Genomic DNA, 19,430 nt, shown 5'->3' on the forward strand with positions numbered 1-19,430 from the left:
ATGCGGACGCCCCCCGCGTGCCACGGATCGGGGCGTGCTGAGTCAGGAGCGGAGGGCCCACCGTCTCAGGAGCGGAGCAGCCGGAGGCTCTCGCGGAGGAGCTGTGCGGCGGGCGCCTGCTCCGGGTGCTCGGCCCACGCGATCGACGAGGAGCGCATGAGCGCCATGGCCACCATCGCGATGGTGCGAGCCCGCGGCACGAGGTCGTCGCCGGTCGCGGCCCGGCCCTCTGCCGACGCGGCAGCGCTCGCGTCGGCGTTCAGGCGTCGGGCGACCGCATCGATCACCTGCGCCTCCAGCTCGCGCATCTGGGCGAACTTCACGGCGAGCACCGCGGGGCTCTGCGCCACGAGCGAGCGCCGGAGGCGGTAGAGCTCAGGATCGGCGTCCTCCACCCCCGCGATGCTCGTGGCGATCAGCTCGACGAGGTCGGCGAGCGGATCGGCCTGCGGATGCTCGACGTACCGCTCGACGGAGGCCTCCGTCAGCACGAACGGGGTGTCGCCCCCGACCGACGCCTCCTTCGTGGCGAAGTAGTTGAAGAACGTCCGCGCCGAGACGCCCGCGCGCGCGCTGATGTCGTCGACCGTCACGTCGTCGAAACCGCGCTCGGCGGCCAGCTCGAGCGCGGCCACCTCGATCGCCCGTCGGGTGGCGAGACGTTTGGACTCGCGTCGGCCGAGTGTCGCCGGCCGGGCGGGGCTCACGTGGTGCACTGCGGATCGCTCGAGGGCACGGTGCCGTCGAGGAAGTACGCGCTCACCACGTCGTCGACGCAGGACGACGTGTTGTACGCCGTGTGGCCCTCGCCCTGGTACGTGATGAGGTGCCCGTTCTCGAGCTGCGACGCCAGCGCCTGCGCCCACACGTACGGCGTGGCGGGGTCGTTGGTGGTGCCGACCACGAGGATCGGGCCGGACCCAGCCGCGGTGATGGGGCCGGGCTCGGCACGGCTGGGGTAGGGCCAGACCGAGCAGCCGATGTCGCCGTAGGTCCAGTACGGTCCGACCGTCGGCGAGGCCGCGATCAACTCCTGGTTCTGCTGCGCGATCACCGTCGGGTCGGTGGTCACCGGGTAGTCGGCGCAGGTGATGGCGTTGAAGTTCTGGATGAGCTTGTCGTAGTAGGTGCCATCGGAGGAGCGGCTGTAGTAGCTGTCGACGAGCGTGAACGCGGCGCCGGCCTCTCCCTCCTTGACGGACTCGAACATGTAGTCGAGGTCGGACCAGAGCGACTCGCTGTACAGCGGGTCCATGATCGCGGTGAGCAGGCTCGAGGAGCCGAGCTGGCGTCCGTCGGCGTTGGGGATCGGGTTCTCGTCGACCTGCTTGAGCATCGCCTGCACCTCCTTCAGTCCGTCGTCGGCGCTGCCCTCGAACCAGCAGTCGGACTCCTTCGTGCAGCTCTCGAGGTACGCCTTCAGTGCGCTCTCGAAGCCCTGCGCCTGTGTGAGCGTGAGGTCGAAGCTCGACGACTCGGGGTTCTCGGCTCCGTCGAGCACCATCCGCCCGACCTTGTCGGGGAACAGGCCCGCGTAGTGCGCACCGAGCGAGGTGCCGTACGAGTAGCCGAGGTAGTTCAGCTTGTCGTCGCCCAGCAGCGCTCGGATCATGTCCATGTCGCGGGCGCTCGACTCGGTGTCGATGAACTGCAGCAGCGGGCCCGTGTTCGCGGCGCACGCGTCGGCGAACGTCTTCGAGCTCTGGCGCAGCGCATCCTGCCACTGCTGCGAGCCCCGCTCGCCGGGGAGGATGTCGAAGAAGAACGCGTCGGCCTGCTTGTCGTCGAGGCACGAGATGGCGCTCGAGCGCCCCACGCCGCGGGGATCGACGCCGACGATGTCGTACTTCTGCTGCAGGTCGGGATGCGCGGCGAAGTCGACCGACTGCCGCACGAAGTCGAACGCGGACGCGCCCGGCCCGCCCGGGTTGACCAGCAGCGACCCCACCTTGGTGCCGCTCGCTGGGTGCCGCACCAGCGCGAGCTCGACGGTCTGTCCGTCCTCCGGGTTCGACCAGTCGAGCGGTGCGGTGGCGGTCGAGCAGACGAAGCCCGTGCCGCAGTCGTCCCACGTCAGCGTCTGCGAGTAGTAGCCCTCGAGCGACGGGTCGACCGTCTCGCCCGTGGGCGTCGAGGTGGGCTCGACCGTCGACGCGGTGTCGGGCGCGGGGAAGAGCCAGGGCGAGCATCCGCCGAGGACGGTGACGGCGAGGGCACCGACGGCGAGGGCGACGAGCGGTCGGCGGCGGGCGGGGCGGATCACACGGAGGCCTTTCGTGACGGGCGGGACGGGACGTGGGCCTGCGCCCTCGACTGGGCGAGCGTCACCAGCATGGCCTCGAGGGCCAAGGTGGGGGCGACGTTGGCCTGTATCCTCCGACGCGCGTCTGTGAGCGCGTCGAGAGAGGAGAGCACCGAGACCGGATCGAGCGCCTCGGCGAGGGCTCGGAGCCGCTCCTCGATGCTGGCGTTCACGAGCTCGACGTCGGCGCCGAGCTGCAGCAGCACGAGATCGCGGTACACGGACTGGAGATCGGTGAGGATGCGGTCGAGGCCGTCGCGCAGGCTGCGGGTGGCCCGCCGCTTCTGGTCGTCCTCCAGTGCCTTGATCTGGCCGCGCAGCGCCATGGGGACGGCCTGGCCGGGCTCGACCCCGAGCGAGCGGAGCGCGTGCTCGCGCTCCTCGGCGTCGCGCTGCTCGGTGATGGCCTTCGCATCGGCGCCGGCGACCTCGAGCAGGCGGGCGGCGCCCGCCACGGCCTCGCCCACGGTCGCAACCGACAGGGCGAGGTCGACGGTCTCGGATCGACGGCGACGGGCATCCTCGTCGGTGGCGAGGCGGTGGGCCATGCCGATGTGGCTCTGCGCCTCGCGGGCGGCGACGAGCGCCACCTCCGGGTCGACGCCGTCGCGGCGCTCGAGCAGACCGGCGACGTCGGACACCGATGGCACGCGCAGCCGGACCGAGCGCACACGCGAGCGGATGGTCGGCAGGAGGTCGGCCTCGCTGGGGGCGCAGAGGATCCAGACCGTCCGCTCGGGCGGCTCCTCCAGAGCCTTGAGCAGCACGTTGGAGGTGCGCTCGACCATGCGGTCGGCGTCCTCGATCACGACGACGCGGTACCGCGACACCGACGGCGAGAACTGCGACGACGAGACCAGCGAGCGCACCTCGTCGATCGAGATGATCACCCGCTCGGTGGCGAGCACCGAGAGATCGGGATGCGTGCGGGCCGCGACCTGGCGGCAGTCGGCGCACTCCCCGCATCCGCCCTGCCTGCACAGCAGAGCGGAGGCGAACGCGTACGCGAGGTTGGAGCGCCCGGACCCGGGAGGGCCCGTGATGAGCCAGGCGTGGGTCATCGAGTCGGAGGCCGACGTGGCGGCACTGCGCTCACCCGGGGCGCTACCGGAGCCGGCCGCCGCCCGGAACACCTCGACGGCCGCGGGCTGTCCTGTGAGGTCGTCCCACACGCTCATCGTCCACCCTCCCTCGGCTGCTCCATGGATCGCTCGGCCGTTCTACGAATCTAGGCTGTCCCGCCGACACCTGCGGCCGCGAGACGCGTGCGGATCACCGCCGCGATCTCCTCGGGCGGGAGGGACGCGTCGACGACCAGGAACCGCTCGGGCTCGGCCTCGGCGAGGTCGAGGTACGCCTCGCGCACCCGTCGGTGGAACTCGCTCTTCTCTGCCTCGAGCCTGTCGAAGCGCTTGTTCGCCGCGTCGAGGCGCCCGCGGGCGGTGTCCTCGTCGAGGTCGAGGAGGATCGTGAGGTCGGGGAGCAGCCCCTCGGCGGCCCACAGCGACAGGTCGCGGATCTCGGCCGCGTCGAGCACGCGTCCCGCGCCCTGGTAGGCGACCGACGAATCGAGGTAGCGGTCCTGCAGCACCACCTCGCCGCGCTCGAGAGCGGGCCGCACCACCGTGGCGATGTGGTGGGCACGATCAGCGGCGTACAGCAGGGCCTCCGCACGCGGGGTGATGTGCTCACGGCTGTGCAGCACGATCTCGCGCACCTCGACGCCGAACGGCGTGCCGCCCGGCTCGCGGGTGCGGACCACCGTGCGTCCTGACGCCTCGAGCCACACCTGGAGCAGTGCGGCCTGGGTGGTCTTGCCCGAGCCGTCACCGCCCTCGAGGGTGATGAAGAGCCCTTCGGTCACTTCTTCGAGGTCGATCGGGTCGTCGTCTTCTTGGCCGTCGTGGTCGACTTCGTCGTGGTCGACTTCGCACGGCCCTTGGGCTTCGCCGGCCCCTTGGCGCGCTTGTCGGCGAGGAGCTGCACGGCACGCTCGAAGTCGACGTCCTCGACGTCCTCCCCACGCGGGATGGTCGCGTTGGTGGTGCCGTCGGTGACGTACGGACCGAACCGGCCGTCCTTCACCTTGATCGGCTTGCCGCTCACCGGGTCCTCCGCGAACTCCTTCAGCGCGCTCGACGCACGGCGGGCGCCGTACTTGGGCTGCGCGAACAGCTCGAGCGCCTTGTCGAGGTCGACCTCGAAGATGAGGTCCTCCGAGTCGAGCGACCGCGTGTCGGCGCCCTTCTTGAGGTACGGGCCGTAGCGGCCGTTCTGCGCGGTGATCGGCTCGCCCGACTCGGGGTCGGTGCCGACGGTGCGCGGCAGATCGAGCAGCTTCAGAGCCGTGTCGAGATCGAGCGTGGCGAGATCCATCGACTTGAAGAGGGAGGCCGTGCGCGCCTTGGGCGCCGCCGGGGCCTTCTTCGTCGCGCGCTTGGGCTTCTCCTCGGCGACGGGGTCGACGGCCGAGGTCGCGGCGGCGTCGGTCTCGGGCTCGGGGTCGGCCTCGGTGACGTACGGACCGAACCGGCCGTCCTTGGCGAGGATCTGCTTGCCGTTCTCGGGGTTGACCCCGATGACGCGGTCGGTGACCACGGGCGCGTCGACCAGCTCGCGCGCCTTCTCGGGGGTGAGCTCGTCGGGCGCGAGCTCCTGCGGCAGGTTGACCCGCCTCGGGGTGGCCTCGAGGTCTCCGGAGGGGTCGACGACCTCGAGATAGGGGCCGTACTTGCCGATGCGGAGGGTGATGTCGTCGGTGATCGAGATCGAGTTCACCGCACGGGCGTCGATGTCGCCCAGGTTGTCGATCACGCGGCGGAGGCCCGGGTGGTCGTCGCTGCCGAAGTAGAAGCCGTTCAGCCAGTCGACGCGGTCCTCATCGCCGTCGGCGATCTTGTCGAGATCGGCCTCGAGCGCCGCGGTGAAGTCGTAGTCGACCAGCTCGGTGAAGAAGTCCTCGAGCAGGCGCACCACGGAGAACGCCGTCCAGCTCGGCACGAGCGCCTGCCCACGCGGCGTGACGTACCCGCGGTCGATGATCGTGGAGATGATCGAGGCGTACGTCGACGGACGGCCGATGCCGAGCTCGTCGAGCGCCTTCACCAGGCTGGCCTCGGTGTAGCGCGGCGGTGGGGTGGTGTCGTGTCCGGCCGCCTCGATCTCGCGGGCTGCCAGTGCCTGGCCCTCCGAGAGGTTGGGCAGCTTGGCCTCGGCGGGCTCGTTCGAGGCGTTGCGCTCCTCGTCGCGGCCCTCCTCGTACGCGTTGAGGAAGCCGCGGAAGGTGATGACGGTGCCGGATGCGGTGAACTCGGCCGTCGTCGTCCCGCCGAGCTCGGCGACCTCGACCGGACCGGCCGAGATGGTGACCGTGGCGGTCGAGCCCTTGGCGTCGGCCATCTGCGAGGCGACGGTGCGCTTCCAGATCAGGTCGTAGAGGCGGAAGTCGTTGCCGCGCAGCGAGCCGGAGAGCTCGGACGGGGTGCGGAACACCTCGCCGGCGGGACGGATCGCCTCGTGGGCCTCCTGGGCGTTCTTGCCCTTCCCGGCGTACAGGCGCGGCTTGTCGGGCACGGTGTCGGAGCCGTACAGCGCGGCCGCCTGGTTGCGGGCGGCTCGGATCGCCTGCTGCGACAGCGACGGCGAGTCGGTGCGCATATAGGTGATGTAGCCGTTCTCGTACAGCGACTGGGCCACGCTCATCGTCTGCCGGGCCGAGAAGCGGAGCTTGCGGGCCGCCTCCTGCTGGAGAGTGGAGGTGGTGAACGGCGCGGCCGGTCGGCGCGTGTAGGGCTTCGACTCGACCGACGAGACGGTGATGCCGACGCCGGGAGCCTTCAGCGCATCCTTCAGAGCGAGAGCGGCGGCCTCGCTGAGCAGGACCGCCTTGCCCTTGAGCCTTCCCGACTCGTCGAAGTCGCGACCGCTGGCGACCCGCTCGCCGTTGAGGCGCGAGATCCGCGCCTGGAAGGAGTCGGTGTCGGCCGCAGCGGTGTCGGCGGCGGCCAGGACGGCGGTGAGGTCCCAGTAGTTCGCCGAGGTGAAGGCGAGACGCTCGCGCTCTCGATCGACCACGAGCCGCGTCGCCGCCGACTGCACGCGGCCGGCGGAGAGCCCGGGGCCGACCTTGCGCCAGAGCACGGGCGACACCTCGTAGCCGTAGAGGCGGTCGAGGATGCGCCGGGTCTCCTGGGCGTCGACGAGCGCGTCGTCGATCTGCCGGGTGTTGTCGCGCGCGGCCTCGATGGCCTCGCGGGTGATCTCGTGGAACACCATGCGCTTGACCGGCACCTTGGGCTTCAGCACCTGGAGCAGGTGCCACGCGATGGCCTCGCCCTCGCGGTCCTCATCAGTGGCGAGGTAGAGCTCGTCGGCGCCCGCCAGGGCCTTCTTCAACTCGGAGACGGTCTTCTTCTTCGCGTCGCTGACGACGTAGTAGGGCTCGAAGCCGTTCTCGACGTCGACGGAGAACTTCCCGAGCGAACCCTTCTTGAGTTCGGCGGGGAGGTTCTTCGGCTCGATGAGATCGCGGATGTGCCCCACCGAGGCCAGAACGTCGAAGCCGTCACCCAGGTACTGGGCGATGGACTTCACCTTCGTGGGCGACTCGACGATCACGAGCTTGCGCGATGGCACGTGTTTCTCCTTATATATGCGACCAGGCACACGATACACAGTGAATGCCGGGTGGATGCCTCTCCGGGGTCTTCGGCCATGTTCGCCGAGGATGAACCCGAGGGTCCGGATGGATGTCGCCGTCGCCCCTGACGGGGACCGTCGGCGAGGGGCACAATGGGTGTGGCGCCGAGCGCCGCGCAGGCGCGGAGCCCTTCAACGGAGAGGAGCTGAACGACGATGTCAGCAGCCGGATCGTACACCGCCAAGTTCACCGACGGCCCGCTCGAGGGCAAGACCATCCGCACCGACTTCGCGTCGGACGGAGAGCCCCAGGCCCGCCTCAGCGTGCCCGCCGACACCGCGGGCGACAAGAGGTACCTGTACCGCCGCTCCAGCGGCATCGAGTACGCCGAGTCGGACCGTCCCAGCGCGGTCGACTACCGCTACGTGGAGGCCGTGTTGGGCTGATCCCCGCGCATCCGATCGGGGAGGCGGTCCGGCGTGCGCCGATGCCCCGAGGGGCAGTCCGCTCGCTGCCGACGACACCTCGACCCGGATGACGAGGCCCTCGAGCACGCACTCGTCGAGGGCCGCCCCCAGTCGGCTCGCGATCGCCGCGGCCGCTTCGCAGGGCACGCCGGGCATCCGGCCCGAGGCGATGTCGGCGCCGGCGAGCGCGGCCGCGTCTGCGGCACCCGCGAGCGTCTGCCGCGCGGCGAGGATGCGCCCGATCGGAAGCGCCGCGAGGACCAGCGCCGCGACGAGCACCAGGATCGCCACGCCCAGCACCGCCCCGCTCCCCCGGTCGTCGCGGACGCTGCCTCTGCGCCGCACGCCGGGATCGGGTCGGCGCGGCATCACGGCGTGTCTCCCGTCGCCTCGGAGTCGTCGAGCGCGCAGCCACGCCCCGACGACTCGCCGATCCGACCGAGCCCGGCGACCACCACGGGTGCGCGCACCTCGACGCACAGGAGAGCACCCTCCTTCGCCGTGGACATCGTGGCTCCGGGCGCGGCGGAAGCCGCCCGGGCCACGGCGGCCCCGGCCTCACCTCGGCCCGCCAGGCGCGCGGCGTCGGCCGCTGCGTCGGCGAGCGCGACCGGCAGGAGCGCCGCCCTCGCGACCGTCACCAGGAGGACCGCGAGCAGGAGCACGGCGGGGAGCACCACCGCGAACTCGGCCGTCGCGGAGCCGCGCTCGCCGCCGAGCCCGCGCTCGCCGCCCGGCCCGCTGTCAGACGCTGAGCGCACGGCGCACCAGCTCGGCGAGCATCCCGCGCACCTCGTCGCCTCGCAGGATGGTGACGAGGAGCCCAGCCAACCCGACGGCGGCGAGCGTCGCGATCGCGTACTCGGCGGTCGCCGCGCCCGATTCGTCCGCGAGCGCGGACCGCATCCGCGCCACTCGAATATCTCCGTCGTGCCGGAGTCCGTGGTCCAGGGAGTGAGATGTCGAAGTCATGAGGTTCCTTTCGGGGACTGGATCGGGGTGGAGGCGTAGACGAAGGCGACCTGAGCCATTCACGACGTGGTCGACGCGAGGAGGGCCAGCAGCACCGGCGCCACGGCGAGCAGGAGGAACGCGGGGAGGGTGCAGAGCCCGAGCGGCAGCATGAGCCACGTGCCGAGCGCGGCCGCCCTCCGGGCCGCCGCCGCCGCGGCGTCGGCGCGGATGCGGCGAGCCTCGTAGCGCAGCAGGTCGGCCGGCGGTGCGCCGGAGACCCTCGCCAGCTCGAGCAGGGCCAGGGCCGAGGCGTCGGCGAACTCGAGCTCGAACCACTCGCAGCCCTCGCGGGCGAGTCGCCGGGCCCTCGTGGTCGATCCGCCACCGGCGAGGCCGATCGCGATGAGGTCGAGTGCGAGACCCGCCTCGGCGTCGTCGCGACGGGCCCGACGGACGAGGGCGGCGCTCCAGCGGTGGGCGACGACGAGCAGCAGGATCGCGGCGGCGACGCAGGTGAGGCCCGCGGGGGTGACCAGGGCGGAGAGCGTACCGAGCCCCGACATCGCTCCGCCGAGGGCCGCGACGATCGGCAGCGCGGTGACGAGCCGCGTCGTCGCGACGGGCCCGGCGAGACTCGACTCGATCTCACGGTGGGTGCGCGCCGAGGTGCTGAGCGACGCCGCCAGGGCCGACAGGAACGGCGCCATCGGGGCGCCCGCCTCCGCGGCCACCGCCCACGCCGCCCCGGTCACACGCCAAGCTCGTCCGGTCGAGGCGGCACGCAGCGCCTCGGGGACGGGTGTGCCGAGCGCCACCTTCTCCGCGACGATCCGCACGACATCGGCCGTCGGCCCCGCACGGCGTCGCGATCCACCGGGAGACGCCGACGACCCGGCATCCGGCGGGACGGCCGGGTCGATCGCCTCGGCGACGTGAGTCCACGCCCGCACCGGCGCGACACCGGCGCCCACGAGGGCGGCGAGCCGCTCGAGCACCGAAGCCACATCGTCGTCCTCGGGCCGCCGACTGCTCCGAGCAGGCACCAGCGTCACCCGACCGCGCGAGTTCACGATCGCGCCCGCTCGACCCGTGCGGTGAGCGTGCCGTGATCGCCGAGCACCAGTCGTCCGACGTCGGCGATCCTCCGCGAGCCGCCTCGACGCTCGAGGTGCACCACGAGGTCGAAGGCGCTCACGGCCTGCCGGGCCAGGGCACGCGGTTCGAGTCCCGCGAGCGCGGCCATGGCCTCCAGCCGGGCGGGGACGTCGTCGAGGGCGTTGGCGTGCAGCGTGCCCGCACCGCCCTCGTGCCCGGTGTTGAGGGCCGTGAGCAGGTCGCGGATCTCGGCCCCGCGGCACTCCCCGACCACGAGGCGGTCGGGTCGCATCCGGAGCGACTGGCGCACGAGCTCGGCCATGCTGATGCCACCCGCCCCCTCGAGGTTCGGCTGACGCGCTTCCAGGGCGACGACGTGGGGATGCGGGATCCGGAGCTCCCGTACGTCTTCCACCACGACGATCCGCTCGTCGATCGCACACCGCGACAGCAGCGCGGCGAGCAGGGTGGTCTTGCCCGAACCCGCTGCGCCGGTGATCAGCAGTCCCGACCGCGCGCGCACGGCCTCCTCGAGTCGCGCGCGGTGGCCCGCGAGCATCCCCGCCGCATCGAGCTCGTCGAGGTCGAGCACCCGTGTTCGCGCCACCCGGATGGAGACGTGGGTCTGCTCCCCCGCCACGGGCGGCAGCACGACGTGCACGCGCAGCTCGCCGAGCCGCACGTCGACGCAGGGGGTCGCCTCGTCGACGTGGCGACCGCCGAGCGAGACGAGGTGGGTCGCCCACTCGCGGAGTCTGCGTTCGTCGGGGCAGTCCCACTCCTCGGGCTCGAGGCCGGCTCCGCGGTCGACCCAGAGGCTGCGGTGACCGTTGACGAGGATGTCGGTGACCGCCGGATCGGCCAGCTGTCGCTCGAGCGGTCGGAGGGCGGCCCGGAGCGCCGGAGACGGGACGGCGTCGGCCTCCGCGGGTGGATCGACCGGGACGAGAGAGGTGGTGGGGCTGGGCATGCCTCGACGTTAGGAACGCCGGCAGGTCCGCGGGCCGCTCAGGCGGAATCTGTGGAGCGATCAGCGAGTCAGGCTGCCTGTGGAGGAGACGAGCCGCGCTGCTCGCGGCCTCCCGAGCCGCTTAACGTAAAGGGGCGGCACCCATTGGGGGAAAGGGTGCCGCCGCAGCAACGCTGGATTGGGGGGGAATCACTACTGCGCTGCATCCAAACGCGAGGTTTGGTACTTGGAGTTTACTCGGCGCGATGCGGCGCGCAAACCGGCGCGGTCATTTCTCAGCGTAACCATAGACACACGACAGTCCGCCCGTCACAGTGCCCTCATCCGTCACATCGGCAGCCCCGGCTCGACCGCCTCACGGACGAACGGGGGGCGGCGGACAGAGGCGGCGAGAACCTACCATCGGCGTCACGAGACTCTGGGAGAGACGATGAGCCGACGACGTACTGCACTGTCCACCGCGATGGTCCTCGCGATCGCGGGAGCCGTGCTCACGGGGTGCGCGCCGAGCGGCGGCGGGGCGACGCCGTCGCCCACCGCCTCCACGGCGACCCCGACGGCTTCCCCCACACCCACGCAGACGCCCTCACCGTCACCGTCACCCGAGCCCGCTCCCGCCCCGACCCCCGTCACCCTCCCCACCGACTGCGGCTCGCTCGGCTCGGCGGCGACCCGCCAGGCAGCCGTGGGCGACATGAGACTGCAGTCGGACGGCCAGGGCTTCACCCGTCCGGCGCCCGCGGGGGCCACCCTCGCGCTCGGCTGCGACTGGATCGTCGGCGACAGCACCGGCATGCTGCTGCTCATCAGCACCGCCGACGCCGGTGCCGTGACCTCGGCCGTGGCCTCCCTCCCCGCCCAGGGCTACTCGTGCCAGGCCTCCGACGACTTCGGGGCGACCTACTGCGTGCTGCCGGGCTCAGGCCCCGACACCGAGGAGGCGATCGTCGCGCGCGACACCGTGTGGATTTACCTCTCCACGTCGAACCGCAACGGGCGGGCGTTCCTGTCGGAGATCGTGCAGGGCGTCTTCGGCTGATCCGGCCATGGCTCCGCCGCGCTGGGGCAGGATGAGGATGTGCCTGAATCGCCTGAGGTCGACGCCCTCGCGGGATTCCTCCGCGACCACGCCGTCGGCGCGCGGATCGACGGCGTCGAGCTGATCGAGTTCCGAGCGCTGAAGACCCAGGCGCGTCCGCTCGAGGAGCTCCTCGGCGAGACGGTCACGGGGGTGCGACGCTTCGGAAAGCACCTGTCGCTCGACACGACGGGTGCCGATCTCGTCATCTCGTTCGGCCGCGCAGGCTGGGCGACGTGGGCACCCGCCCAGGCGGCAGAGGCCGCCGACGGCCCTCCCGCCCTCGCGCGCCTCCGCTTCGACTCCGGCCGGGAGCTCGCCGTGACCGACGCCGGCGCCTGGCTGTCGCTCGGGCTCTCGGTGGTCGACGACCCCGCCGACGTGTCGTCGATCGCCAACCTCGGCCCCGACCCCAGCGGTCCCGACTTCTCCCAGGCCGACCTCGACTCGGTGCTGATCGGCCGCCGCAAGCAGCTGCGCGCCCTGCTGCAGGAGCAGGAGTCGCTCGCGGGAATCGGCGGGGCCTACTCCGACGAGATCCTGTTCGCCGCCCGCCTCGACCCGCTGATGCACGCGGCCGACCTCACGGACGACGAGCGCGTGCGCCTGTTCGCTGCGACGCATCAGGTTCTCGCCGACGCATTCGCTGCGTGCGTCGGGGTCCCCATCGACCGTCAGAAGGCCGAGAAGGCGGCCCGGATGCGCGTGCACGGCAGAACGGGCGAGCCGTGTCCCGGGGGCGACGGTGTCGTGGCCGACATCCCCGGGACGAAGGGCTCAGGCCAGTACTGCCCGGCGTGCCAGTCGCGCTGACCCGGCCGACCCCAGCAGAAGCTAGGAGAACTCGACGACGAGCTCGACCTCGACGGGCGAGTCGAGGGGCAGCACGGCGACGCCGACGGCCGCGCGCGCGTGGATCCCGATCTCGCCGAACACGTCGTGCAGGAACTCGCTCGCGCCGTTGATGACCCCGGGTTGCCCGACGAACGACGGGTCTGAGGCGACGAAGCCGTTCACCTTCACCACGCGCGTCACCCGGTCGAGCGAGCCGATCTCGGCCTCGATCGCGGCGAGCGCGTTGAGCGCGGCCGTCGCGGCGAGGGCCTTCGCCTCGGTCGGACCGACGAGTCCGTCACCCTCCCCCACCTTGCCCGTCGCGGGCAGCACGCCACCCACGAAAGGCAGCTGACCGGCGGTGAAGACGAGGTTGCCAGTGACCACGGCGGGAACGTAGGCCCCCGCGGGTGCGGGGACGGCGGGCAGCTCGACACCGAGCTCGACGAGGCGCTGGTCGACCGACACGCTCACGCCTCCGAGCTCGACGACGCGACCGGGCGCTTGAAGTAGGCGACGAGCCCGCCCTCGGGGCCGGTCACCACCTGCACCAGCTCCCACCCGTCCGAACCCCAGGTGTTGAGGATGGCGGCGGTGTTGTGGATCATCAGCGGCGTCGTCACATACTCCCAAGCAGGCACGAACGTCTCTCCTCATCGCTTGTTTAACAGCTTCGTCGTTTACCCTACTCATCATGTCTGCCCCGAAAGCCTCGGCCGGCGGCGTGATCGGTGCAGTCCTGGGGATCGTTGGGATGAGCGTCATCGCCGGCGTCCTGGTCACCGCCATGGTCACGCCCGCGCTCGCCGTCACCGGCATCGCCGCGAACAACTCCATCGGGATGTTCGAGAACCTCCCGAGCTACATCAAGCCGGATCAGCTGGCCGAGAAGACGAACATCTTCGCGAAGGACAGCGCCGGCAACCCCGTGCTGCTCGCGTCGGTCTTCGACCAGGACCGCGAAGAGGTGGGCTGGGACCAGATCTCGCAGTACGTGAAGGACGCGGTGGTCGCCACCGAGGATCCTCGCTTCTACCAGCACGGCGGCGTCGACATCGCGTCCACGCTCCGTGCCGCCGTCGGCAACGCCGCCTCGGGCGGCGTGGAGTCGGGTGCGTCGACCATCTCGATGCAGTACGTGAAGAACATCCTCGTGCAGCGCGCCGATGCCATCACCGACCCGACGCAGCGCGACAAGGCGTACGAAGAGGCCACGCAGACCTCCATCGACCGCAAGCTCAAGGAGATGAAGCTCGCGATCGGCCTGGAGAAGGAGTTCACGAAGGACCAGATCCTCGCGGGCTACCTCAACATCGCCTCCTTCGGCGGTCGTGTCTACGGCATCCAGTCGGCGGCGAGGTACTACTACGGCGTCAACGCCGCAGACCTCACGCTCGCGCAGGCCGCGAGCCTCGTCGCGATCGTCAACGAGCCCAACGGTCTCCGCATCGACGACCCCGACAACATCGCGGCCAACCAGGCCCGTCGCGACAAGGACGTCCTCGCGTCGATGCTGCGCGAGCACAAGGTCACGCAGGCCCAGTACGACGAGGCGATCGCCACCCCGGTCACGCCCGTCATCACACCCCCGTCCACCGGCTGCTCGACAGCCAACGGCATCGGCGCGGGCTTCTTCTGCGACTACGTCACGCACATCATCCAGAACGACCCCGCCTTCGGCGCCGATCAGGACACCCGCTGGGAGAACTTCAAGCGCGGCGGCTACCAGGTCTACACGACGCTCGACACCGACCTGCAGGCGCAGGCGGTCGCGGCGACCGACGCCTACGTCCCGAAGACCTGGAGCTTCGATCTGGGCTCGTCCCTCGTGACCGTGCAGCCCGGGACGGGCAAGGTCCTCGCGATGGCGCAGAACAAGGACTACTCGGCGGATCCCGACGTCCTCGCGGTGACGCCCAACGCGAGTGCGGTCAACTACAGCACCGACTTCGACTACGGCGGATCCACCGGCTTCCAGGTCGGTTCGACGTACAAGATATTCACGCTCGCCGATTGGCTGAAGACGGGCCATTCGCTGAACGACGTCGTGAACGGCAACAAGCAGACCTTCAACATGGCGACGTTCCGCAATTCCTGTGGCGACGGATACGGCGGCCCCTACTCCCCCGCGAACGACGGCGGAGCCAGCCCCGGAAACGTGACCGTGATGCAGGCCACGGCGCAGTCCGTGAACAATGCGTTCATCGCCATGGCTCAGAAGCTCGACCAGTGCGAGATCAAGAACACCGCGGAGGCCTTCGGGGTGCACCGCGCCGACGGCAACCCGCTGACCATGAACATCTCGGACATCCTCGGAACGAACGAGATCGCGCCGCTCACCATGGCCGCCGCCTTCGCGGGCGTCGCCAACAACGGCGTGTACTGCTCGCCGATCGCCATCGACAGCATCACCGACGCTCAGGGCAACGGCATCGACGTGCCCAAGTCGGAGTGCAAGCAGGCGGTCGAGCCCAAGGTCGCCGCGACGATGCTCTACGCGCTCCAGGGCGTCATCAACAACGGAACGGCGACCGCCTCGAACCCTCGTGACGGCATCCCCCACTTCGGCAAGACGGGAACCACCGACTCCGAGAAGGACACCTGGTTCGTCGGCGGCAGCTCGACCCTGGCCACCGCGGTCTGGGTGGGCAACGTCGTCGGCACCGTCTCCATCCGCAACTCGACGATCCAGGGCAACAGCGGCGGTAACCTGCGCCACTACATCTGGAAGCAGTACATGACCGCAGCCGACGGCAAGTACGGCGGCGACAACTTCCCGAGCCCGGACTCCACGCTGCTCAACGGCGTCCAGGTCGCGATCCCGAACGTCGTCGGCATGACCATCGATGCGGCCAAGGCCGCCCTCGCCGGCGCCGGCTTCGAGATGCAGGACGGCGGTCCGGTCGACTCGTCGGCCCCCGCGGGCACCGTCGTCTCGACGAACCCCACGGGCAGCGCGTCTCGCGGCTCCACGATCACGGTGAACACCTCGAACGGCACGCTCGTGAAGGTGCCCAGCGTGGTGGGCCTCAAGGCATCGGATGCGGCGGCCCAGTTGATCGCAGCGGGTCTGACACCCACGGGCATCCCGGCCAACAACCAGCAGGGTCTGGTCTCGGCGCAGAACCCGGCCGGAGACTCCGAGGTGCCACGCGGTACCGCGGTGGCGCTGACGGTCGGCGCCTCCATACCCGGTCGATGACGGCCCGTTCGGCCGCGGCCGCCCTCGGGGTGGTCGCGGCCGCCGGCGCGGGCGCCTTCGCCTACGGCACCCTCGTCGAGCGCAAGCTCTACACCCTCCGTCGCGGGACGATGCCCGTGCTGCCGGCCGGCGCCCCGCCCATCCGGGTGCTGCACCTCTCCGACCTCCACATGGCGCCGTGGCAGCGCGACAAGCAGGAGTGGATCCGCGAGCTCGCCCGGTTCGAGCCCGACCTCGTGATCGACACGGGCGACAACCTCGGGCACCGCGACGCTATCCCCGCCGTCCGTCACGCCCTCGAGGTGTTCCGCGGCATCCCCGGTGTCTTCGTCCACGGCTCGAACGACTACTTCGGTCCGTCGTTCAAGAACCCCATGCGCTATTTCACCGGCCCGTCGAAGCAGCACGGCTCGGTCGAGGTGCTCGACACCCGATCTCTCACCGAGGCGTTCGAGTCGTTCGGATGGCTCGACCTCGACAACCGCGCCGGTCGGCTCACGATCAACGGCACCGTGCTCGACTTCGCCGGCGTCGACGATCCGCACCGCCACTACGACCGGCTCGACGAGGCGACCACCGCTCTCGAACAGGTGCGCCGCGACTCCCCCGTCGGAGACGGCGTCCTGGTCGGTGTCGCACACGCCCCGTACCAGCGAGTGCTGAACTCGTTCGTCGACCTCGGATCCGCGGCGATCTTCGCCGGTCACACCCACGGCGGGCAGGTCTGCGTGCCGGGGTTCGGCGCCCTCGTCACCAACTGCGACATCCCGCGCCGACAGGTCAAGGGGCTCAGCACCTGGTCGCACGGGGGGCGCAGCGCCGACCTCAACGTCTCCGCCGGATTGGGGACGTCGATCTACGCCCCGTTCCGCTTCGCCTGCCGTCCGGAGGCGTCGCTGATCACCCTCACCGCCGCCTCCGCATGAGGTGGCGTGCGGGCGCCGATTTATCGGCTATTCTTGATGAGGCCTCGGCGCGACAGCGCTGAATCCTTCGGGGTGTGGCGCAGCTTGGTAGCGCGCCTCGTTCGGGACGAGGAGGCCGTGGGTTCGAATCCCGCCACCCCGACAGGCGAAGCCGGTCAGCGCACAGCTGGCCGGCTTCTCTCGTTCCCGGGGTCCGCGCCCCCGAACCGGACCCTCACTCGGTGACGTCGACGGTGAATGAGACGGATGTCCCGGTCGACGAGTTGCTCATCGTCACGTCGGTCGTGCCCGCCGAGAGGGACTCGAAGCCGGGATTGAACTGCGCGCTCCCCGAGGTGGACCCCGGCTCGAAGCGCAGCACCGCGGGATCGGACACCTGAGCGGTCCAGTCGCCGAGCGGCTCGGTGTCGGAGGTGAGCACGAGCGCGTTCCCGAGTGGCACCGTCACCGTGGTGCCGTCGACGTCGGCCACCGCCACGATGATGGGGGCGACCACACCGCTCGTCGCGCTCGGGCTCGGGCTCGGCGAGGAGCTGGAGCTGGAGCTCGGCGACGGCGCAGGAGAGGAGCCCGACGAGGACGAACACGCAGCGAGCCCCGCGGAGGCAGCGAGCACGAGTGTCGCGGCGGCAGCGAGACGCAGTGCGGGACGGCGGTGGTGAGACATCGTTGTTCCCCCAGGGCGTGATCGGCGGCGCGGAGCCGGGTCGGTAGCGCGAGGCTAACAGACTCAGCGGGCGAGGCGCCCGTGCGACTCCTCGAGGTAGCACTGGCCGCACAGCGACTCGTACGTCACGTCCTCGCCGTCGATGGCGACCTGGTCGCCGTCGAACACGAAGGACTCGCCGATCTTGCGGGCGTTGAAGATCGCCTTGCGACCGCACCGGCAGATGGTCTTGAGCTCCTCGAGGCTGTGCGCGATCTCGAGCAGCCTGATGCTGCCGGGGAATCCGTTGGTCTGGAAGTCGTTGCGGATGCCGTAGGCCAGCACCGGCACCGCATCCATGATGGCGATGCGCAGCAGGTCGTCGACCTGCTCGGAGGTGAGGAACTGCGCCTCGTCGACGAGCAGGCAGCTGACGTCGACCCCGGTCACGGCGACCTCCTCGTCGCGCCGCCGCCCGAACTCCTCGCGGACGTCGGTGTCGGGGCCGATCACGAAGTCGACCTCGCGGGTGACGCCGAGGCGCGACACGATGAGCGTGTCGCCCTTGGTGTCGACCGCGGGCTTCGTGAGCAGGACGTGCTGGCCACGCTCCTCGTAGTTGAATGCGGCCTGCAGCAGAGCGGTGCTCTTGCCGCTGTTCATCGCCCCGAACCGGAAGTAGAGTTTCGCCACCTAAGAGATCCTAGGTGCGGCGAGAGATCCTGAGCGTGGCGGGCTCAGAACAGCGCGAGCTGTTGATCGACCGCCGACGCGGGCGGGAACGCTGGCCCCGACCCCGCACGCCGTCCTGTCACGGGCACACGCAGGTCGCCCGAGCCGCGAGCGACGACCGGACCTCCCGTGCCGGTGGCCTCCGATCCGCGGGCGAGCCGGTGCTTGCGCAGCAGCGGCCGCATCCGCTCCTCCAACCACCGGCGGTACTCGGCCGGCGCGTAGGCGCCCCGCGAGTAGAGCCGCGCATAGGCGGGCATGAGCTCTGGATGCTCGCGGCCGAGCCACGCCAGGTACCACTGCTTCACCCCGGGCTTGAGGTGCAGCGGCGTCCACACCACCGAGGTCGCGCCCGAGTCGGCCACCATGCCGAGAGCGTGGTCGAGGTGGTCGACACCATCGGTGAGCAACGGCAGGATCGGCATGAGGAAGACCTGGCACGGCATGCCCTTCTCGCGGATGGCCCTCACCGTCGCGAGGCGGGCCTTCGTCGAGGGCGTGCCGGGCTCGACCGAGGCCTGGAGCTCGTCGTCGTAGACCGCGATCGACATCGCCAGGCTCACCGGCACCTCCTCGGCCGCGGCGGCGATCAGGTCGAGGTCGCGACGCAGCAGCGACCCCTTCGTCAGGATGGAGAACGGCACCCGCGCCGAGGTGAGCTCATGGAGGATGCCCGGCATGAGCGAGTACCGCCCCTCCGCCCGCTGATACGGGTCGGTGTTGGTGCCGAGTGCGACCGCGGGCACTCCCCCGGCCTCCGCGGTGGCCTTCGCCCAGCGCGGACGCTTGAGCTCGGCGGCGAGCACCTCGGCGACGTTCACCTTGACCACGATCTCGCGGTCGAAGCCGTCACCGGCTCCGAGCTCGAGGTAGTCGTGGGTGGGGCGGGCGAAGCAGTAGACGCACGCGTGGGAGCAGCCACGGTAGGGGTTGATGGTCCAGGCGTTGGGCATCGCGTTGCTCGCGCCCGAGACGTGGTTGAGCGCACTCTTCGCCAGCACCTCGTGGAAGGTGACCCCGGCGAACTCGGGGGTGGTCACCGATCGCACGAGCTGGTTGAGCCTCGCCAGTCCCGGCAGGGCCGAGGGCGCGTCGGTCGTGAGCTGCTGCGCATCCCATCTCATGTCGACATTCGAACACAGATTCGAATATGCGGCAAGCAGGGCGCGCGGCGCGGATCAGACCTCGTAGATCTCGAGCGGCTGGTCGTCGGGGTCGAAGAAGAACATCATGCGCTTCTCGGTGTAGGGGTCGATGCGGATCTCCTCGCAGCGGACGCCCTTCGCCTGCAGCTCGGCGCGCGCACTCTCCACCGACGGCACCGCGAAGGCGAGATGACGTAGGCCCGTCGACTCGGGCCACGACCGCCGCTGGGGCGGGTCGGGGAACGAGAACAGCTCGATGAGGTACTCGCCGTTCAGGGCGAGGTCGCCCTTCCAGGAGTCGCGCTCGACCCTGTGGTGCTCGACGATGAGCTCGCAGCCGAGCACATCGAGGTAGAAGGCCTTCGAGCGCTCGTAGTCGGTCGCGATGATCGCGATGTGGTGCACACGGAGGATCTCCACGCACGGTCTCCTTAAGTGTT

Annotated in this window: 20 protein-coding genes, 1 tRNA gene and 1 pseudogene; 6 read left to right on the forward strand and 16 right to left on the reverse strand. The window is 70.6% G+C overall.

The features are described 5' to 3' along the window. Positions 1-65 precede the first annotated feature (65 nt). The 5 genes from ACFJGV_RS06045 to topA are packed head-to-tail and all read right to left on the reverse strand — an operon-like array spanning position 66 to position 6,937. Complete coding sequence (locus ACFJGV_RS06045; protein WP_378147616.1) at positions 66-716, reverse strand: TetR family transcriptional regulator; 651 nt, start codon at positions 714-716, stop codon at positions 66-68. Next, a complete protein-coding gene (locus ACFJGV_RS06050; RefSeq protein WP_378147617.1) occupies positions 704-2,263 on the reverse strand; it encodes an alpha/beta hydrolase in 1,560 nt (519 codons plus the stop codon). The genes ACFJGV_RS06045 and ACFJGV_RS06050 overlap by 13 nt, the downstream gene beginning before the upstream one ends. After that, positions 2,260-3,480 (reverse strand): DNA polymerase III subunit delta', encoded by a 1,221-nt coding sequence (locus ACFJGV_RS06055; RefSeq protein WP_378147618.1) that lies wholly within the window; start codon positions 3,478-3,480, stop codon positions 2,260-2,262. Before ACFJGV_RS06055 ends, ACFJGV_RS06050 begins: the two co-directional genes overlap by 4 nt. Positions 3,481-3,530: 50 nt before the next feature. Continuing rightward, positions 3,531-4,166 carry a dTMP kinase gene (gene tmk, locus ACFJGV_RS06060; RefSeq protein WP_378147619.1) on the reverse strand — a complete coding sequence of 212 codons (636 nt, stop codon included), beginning with the start codon at positions 4,164-4,166 and terminating at the stop codon, positions 3,531-3,533. Beyond that, positions 4,163-6,937, reverse strand: coding sequence for a type I DNA topoisomerase (topA, locus tag ACFJGV_RS06065; RefSeq protein ID WP_378147621.1), 2,775 nt, complete (start codon positions 6,935-6,937; stop codon positions 4,163-4,165). The genes tmk and topA overlap by 4 nt, the downstream gene beginning before the upstream one ends. A 219-nt stretch (positions 6,938-7,156) precedes the next feature. Here topA and ACFJGV_RS06070 point away from each other — a divergent pair, with 219 nt between their 5' ends. Then, positions 7,157-7,387, forward strand: coding sequence for a hypothetical protein (locus ACFJGV_RS06070; RefSeq protein ID WP_378147623.1), 231 nt, complete (start codon positions 7,157-7,159; stop codon positions 7,385-7,387). A gap of 84 nt (positions 7,388-7,471) precedes the next feature. On the opposite strand, the pseudogene ACFJGV_RS06075 reads toward ACFJGV_RS06070, so the two are convergent. The 5 genes and pseudogenes from ACFJGV_RS06075 to ACFJGV_RS06095 form a co-directional block, all read right to left on the reverse strand. Beyond that, positions 7,472-7,777 (reverse strand): annotated as a pseudogene (locus tag ACFJGV_RS06075) (Rv3654c family TadE-like protein); the annotation flags it as partial. Continuing rightward, on the reverse strand, positions 7,777-8,169 hold the full coding sequence (locus tag ACFJGV_RS06080; protein ID WP_378147624.1) for a TadE family type IV pilus minor pilin: 393 nt from the start codon (positions 8,167-8,169) through the stop codon (positions 7,777-7,779). The pseudogene ACFJGV_RS06075 and the gene ACFJGV_RS06080, both read right to left, overlap by 1 nt. Beyond that, positions 8,153-8,314, reverse strand: coding sequence for a DUF4244 domain-containing protein (locus ACFJGV_RS06085; protein WP_378147626.1), 162 nt, complete (start codon positions 8,312-8,314; stop codon positions 8,153-8,155). Before ACFJGV_RS06085 ends, ACFJGV_RS06080 begins: the two co-directional genes overlap by 17 nt. A 125-nt stretch (positions 8,315-8,439) precedes the next feature. Continuing rightward, positions 8,440-9,366 carry a type II secretion system F family protein gene (locus ACFJGV_RS06090; protein ID WP_378147627.1) on the reverse strand — a complete coding sequence of 309 codons (927 nt, stop codon included), beginning with the start codon at positions 9,364-9,366 and terminating at the stop codon, positions 8,440-8,442. Positions 9,367-9,428: 62 nt separating this feature from the next. After that, positions 9,429-10,427, reverse strand: coding sequence for a TadA family conjugal transfer-associated ATPase (locus tag ACFJGV_RS06095; RefSeq protein WP_378147629.1), 999 nt, complete (start codon positions 10,425-10,427; stop codon positions 9,429-9,431). 430 nt (positions 10,428-10,857) lie between these two features. Here ACFJGV_RS06095 and ACFJGV_RS06100 point away from each other — a divergent pair, with 430 nt between their 5' ends. Both ACFJGV_RS06100 and ACFJGV_RS06105 read left to right on the forward strand, forming a co-directional pair. Beyond that, a complete protein-coding gene (locus tag ACFJGV_RS06100; RefSeq protein ID WP_378147630.1) occupies positions 10,858-11,466 on the forward strand; it encodes a hypothetical protein in 609 nt (202 codons plus the stop codon). A 39-nt stretch (positions 11,467-11,505) separates the two neighbouring features. Then, positions 11,506-12,318 (forward strand): DNA-formamidopyrimidine glycosylase family protein, encoded by an 813-nt coding sequence (locus ACFJGV_RS06105; protein ID WP_378147632.1) that lies wholly within the window; start codon positions 11,506-11,508, stop codon positions 12,316-12,318. A 21-nt stretch (positions 12,319-12,339) separates the two neighbouring features. Here the strand turns inward: ACFJGV_RS06105 and ACFJGV_RS06110 are convergent, their stop codons facing one another. Then, positions 12,340-12,807 (reverse strand): RidA family protein, encoded by a 468-nt coding sequence (locus ACFJGV_RS06110; RefSeq protein WP_378147634.1) that lies wholly within the window; start codon positions 12,805-12,807, stop codon positions 12,340-12,342. 2 nt (positions 12,808-12,809) lie between these two features. After that, positions 12,810-12,980, reverse strand: a complete 171-nt coding sequence (locus ACFJGV_RS06115) for a hypothetical protein (protein ID WP_378147635.1) — start codon at positions 12,978-12,980, stop codon at positions 12,810-12,812. A 53-nt stretch (positions 12,981-13,033) separates the two neighbouring features. Here ACFJGV_RS06115 and ACFJGV_RS06120 point away from each other — a divergent pair, with 53 nt between their 5' ends. From ACFJGV_RS06120 to ACFJGV_RS06130, 3 genes are all read left to right on the forward strand, one after another. After that, the gene (locus ACFJGV_RS06120) at positions 13,034-15,541 is read left to right on the forward strand and encodes a transglycosylase domain-containing protein (protein ID WP_378147637.1); all 2,508 of its coding nucleotides are present in this window, start codon (positions 13,034-13,036) and stop codon (positions 15,539-15,541) included. Beyond that, on the forward strand, positions 15,538-16,467 hold the full coding sequence (locus ACFJGV_RS06125; RefSeq protein ID WP_378147638.1) for a metallophosphoesterase: 930 nt from the start codon (positions 15,538-15,540) through the stop codon (positions 16,465-16,467). Before ACFJGV_RS06120 ends, ACFJGV_RS06125 begins: the two co-directional genes overlap by 4 nt. 68 nt (positions 16,468-16,535) lie before the next feature. Continuing rightward, positions 16,536-16,609, forward strand: a tRNA-Pro gene (locus ACFJGV_RS06130). A 72-nt stretch (positions 16,610-16,681) separates the two neighbouring features. Here the strand turns inward: ACFJGV_RS06130 and ACFJGV_RS06135 are convergent. The 4 genes from ACFJGV_RS06135 to ACFJGV_RS06150 form a co-directional block, all read right to left on the reverse strand. Next, a complete protein-coding gene (locus tag ACFJGV_RS06135) occupies positions 16,682-16,963 on the reverse strand; it encodes a hypothetical protein (protein WP_378147639.1) in 282 nt (93 codons plus the stop codon). 234 nt (positions 16,964-17,197) lie between these two features. Further along, complete coding sequence (locus ACFJGV_RS06140; protein ID WP_378147640.1) at positions 17,198-17,806, reverse strand: thymidine kinase; 609 nt, start codon at positions 17,804-17,806, stop codon at positions 17,198-17,200. A 44-nt stretch (positions 17,807-17,850) separates the two neighbouring features. Further along, positions 17,851-18,969, reverse strand: a complete 1,119-nt coding sequence (locus ACFJGV_RS06145) for an Rv2578c family radical SAM protein (RefSeq protein WP_378147642.1) — start codon at positions 18,967-18,969, stop codon at positions 17,851-17,853. A 54-nt stretch (positions 18,970-19,023) separates the two neighbouring features. After that, positions 19,024-19,410, reverse strand: a complete 387-nt coding sequence (locus ACFJGV_RS06150; RefSeq protein ID WP_378147644.1) for a VOC family protein — start codon at positions 19,408-19,410, stop codon at positions 19,024-19,026. Between the last annotated feature and the right edge of the window lie 20 nt (positions 19,411-19,430).

Origin of the sequence: Cnuibacter sp. UC19_7 (genome assembly GCF_042699995.1) — a bacterium.
GTDB lineage: Bacteria > Actinomycetota > Actinomycetes > Actinomycetales > Microbacteriaceae > Cnuibacter.

Bases quoted from the DNA above. Each gene is read 5' to 3' on its own strand.
- ACFJGV_RS06055 (WP_378147618.1), bottom strand. From the start codon at position 3,480: ATGAGCGTGTGGGACGACCTCACAGGACAGCCCGCGGCCGTCGAGGTG.
- ACFJGV_RS06070 (WP_378147623.1), top strand. From the start codon at position 7,157: ATGTCAGCAGCCGGATCGTACACCGCCAAGTTCACCGACGGCCCGCTC.
- ACFJGV_RS06085 (WP_378147626.1), bottom strand. From the start codon at position 8,314: ATGCGGTCCGCGCTCGCGGACGAATCGGGCGCGGCGACCGCCGAGTAC.
- ACFJGV_RS06095 (WP_378147629.1), bottom strand. From the start codon at position 10,427: ATGCCCAGCCCCACCACCTCTCTCGTCCCGGTCGATCCACCCGCGGAG.
- ACFJGV_RS06100 (WP_378147630.1), top strand. From the start codon at position 10,858: ATGAGCCGACGACGTACTGCACTGTCCACCGCGATGGTCCTCGCGATC.
- ACFJGV_RS06120 (WP_378147637.1), top strand. From the start codon at position 13,034: ATGTCTGCCCCGAAAGCCTCGGCCGGCGGCGTGATCGGTGCAGTCCTG.
- ACFJGV_RS06125 (WP_378147638.1), top strand. From the start codon at position 15,538: ATGACGGCCCGTTCGGCCGCGGCCGCCCTCGGGGTGGTCGCGGCCGCC.
- ACFJGV_RS06145 (WP_378147642.1), bottom strand. From the start codon at position 18,969: ATGAGATGGGATGCGCAGCAGCTCACGACCGACGCGCCCTCGGCCCTG.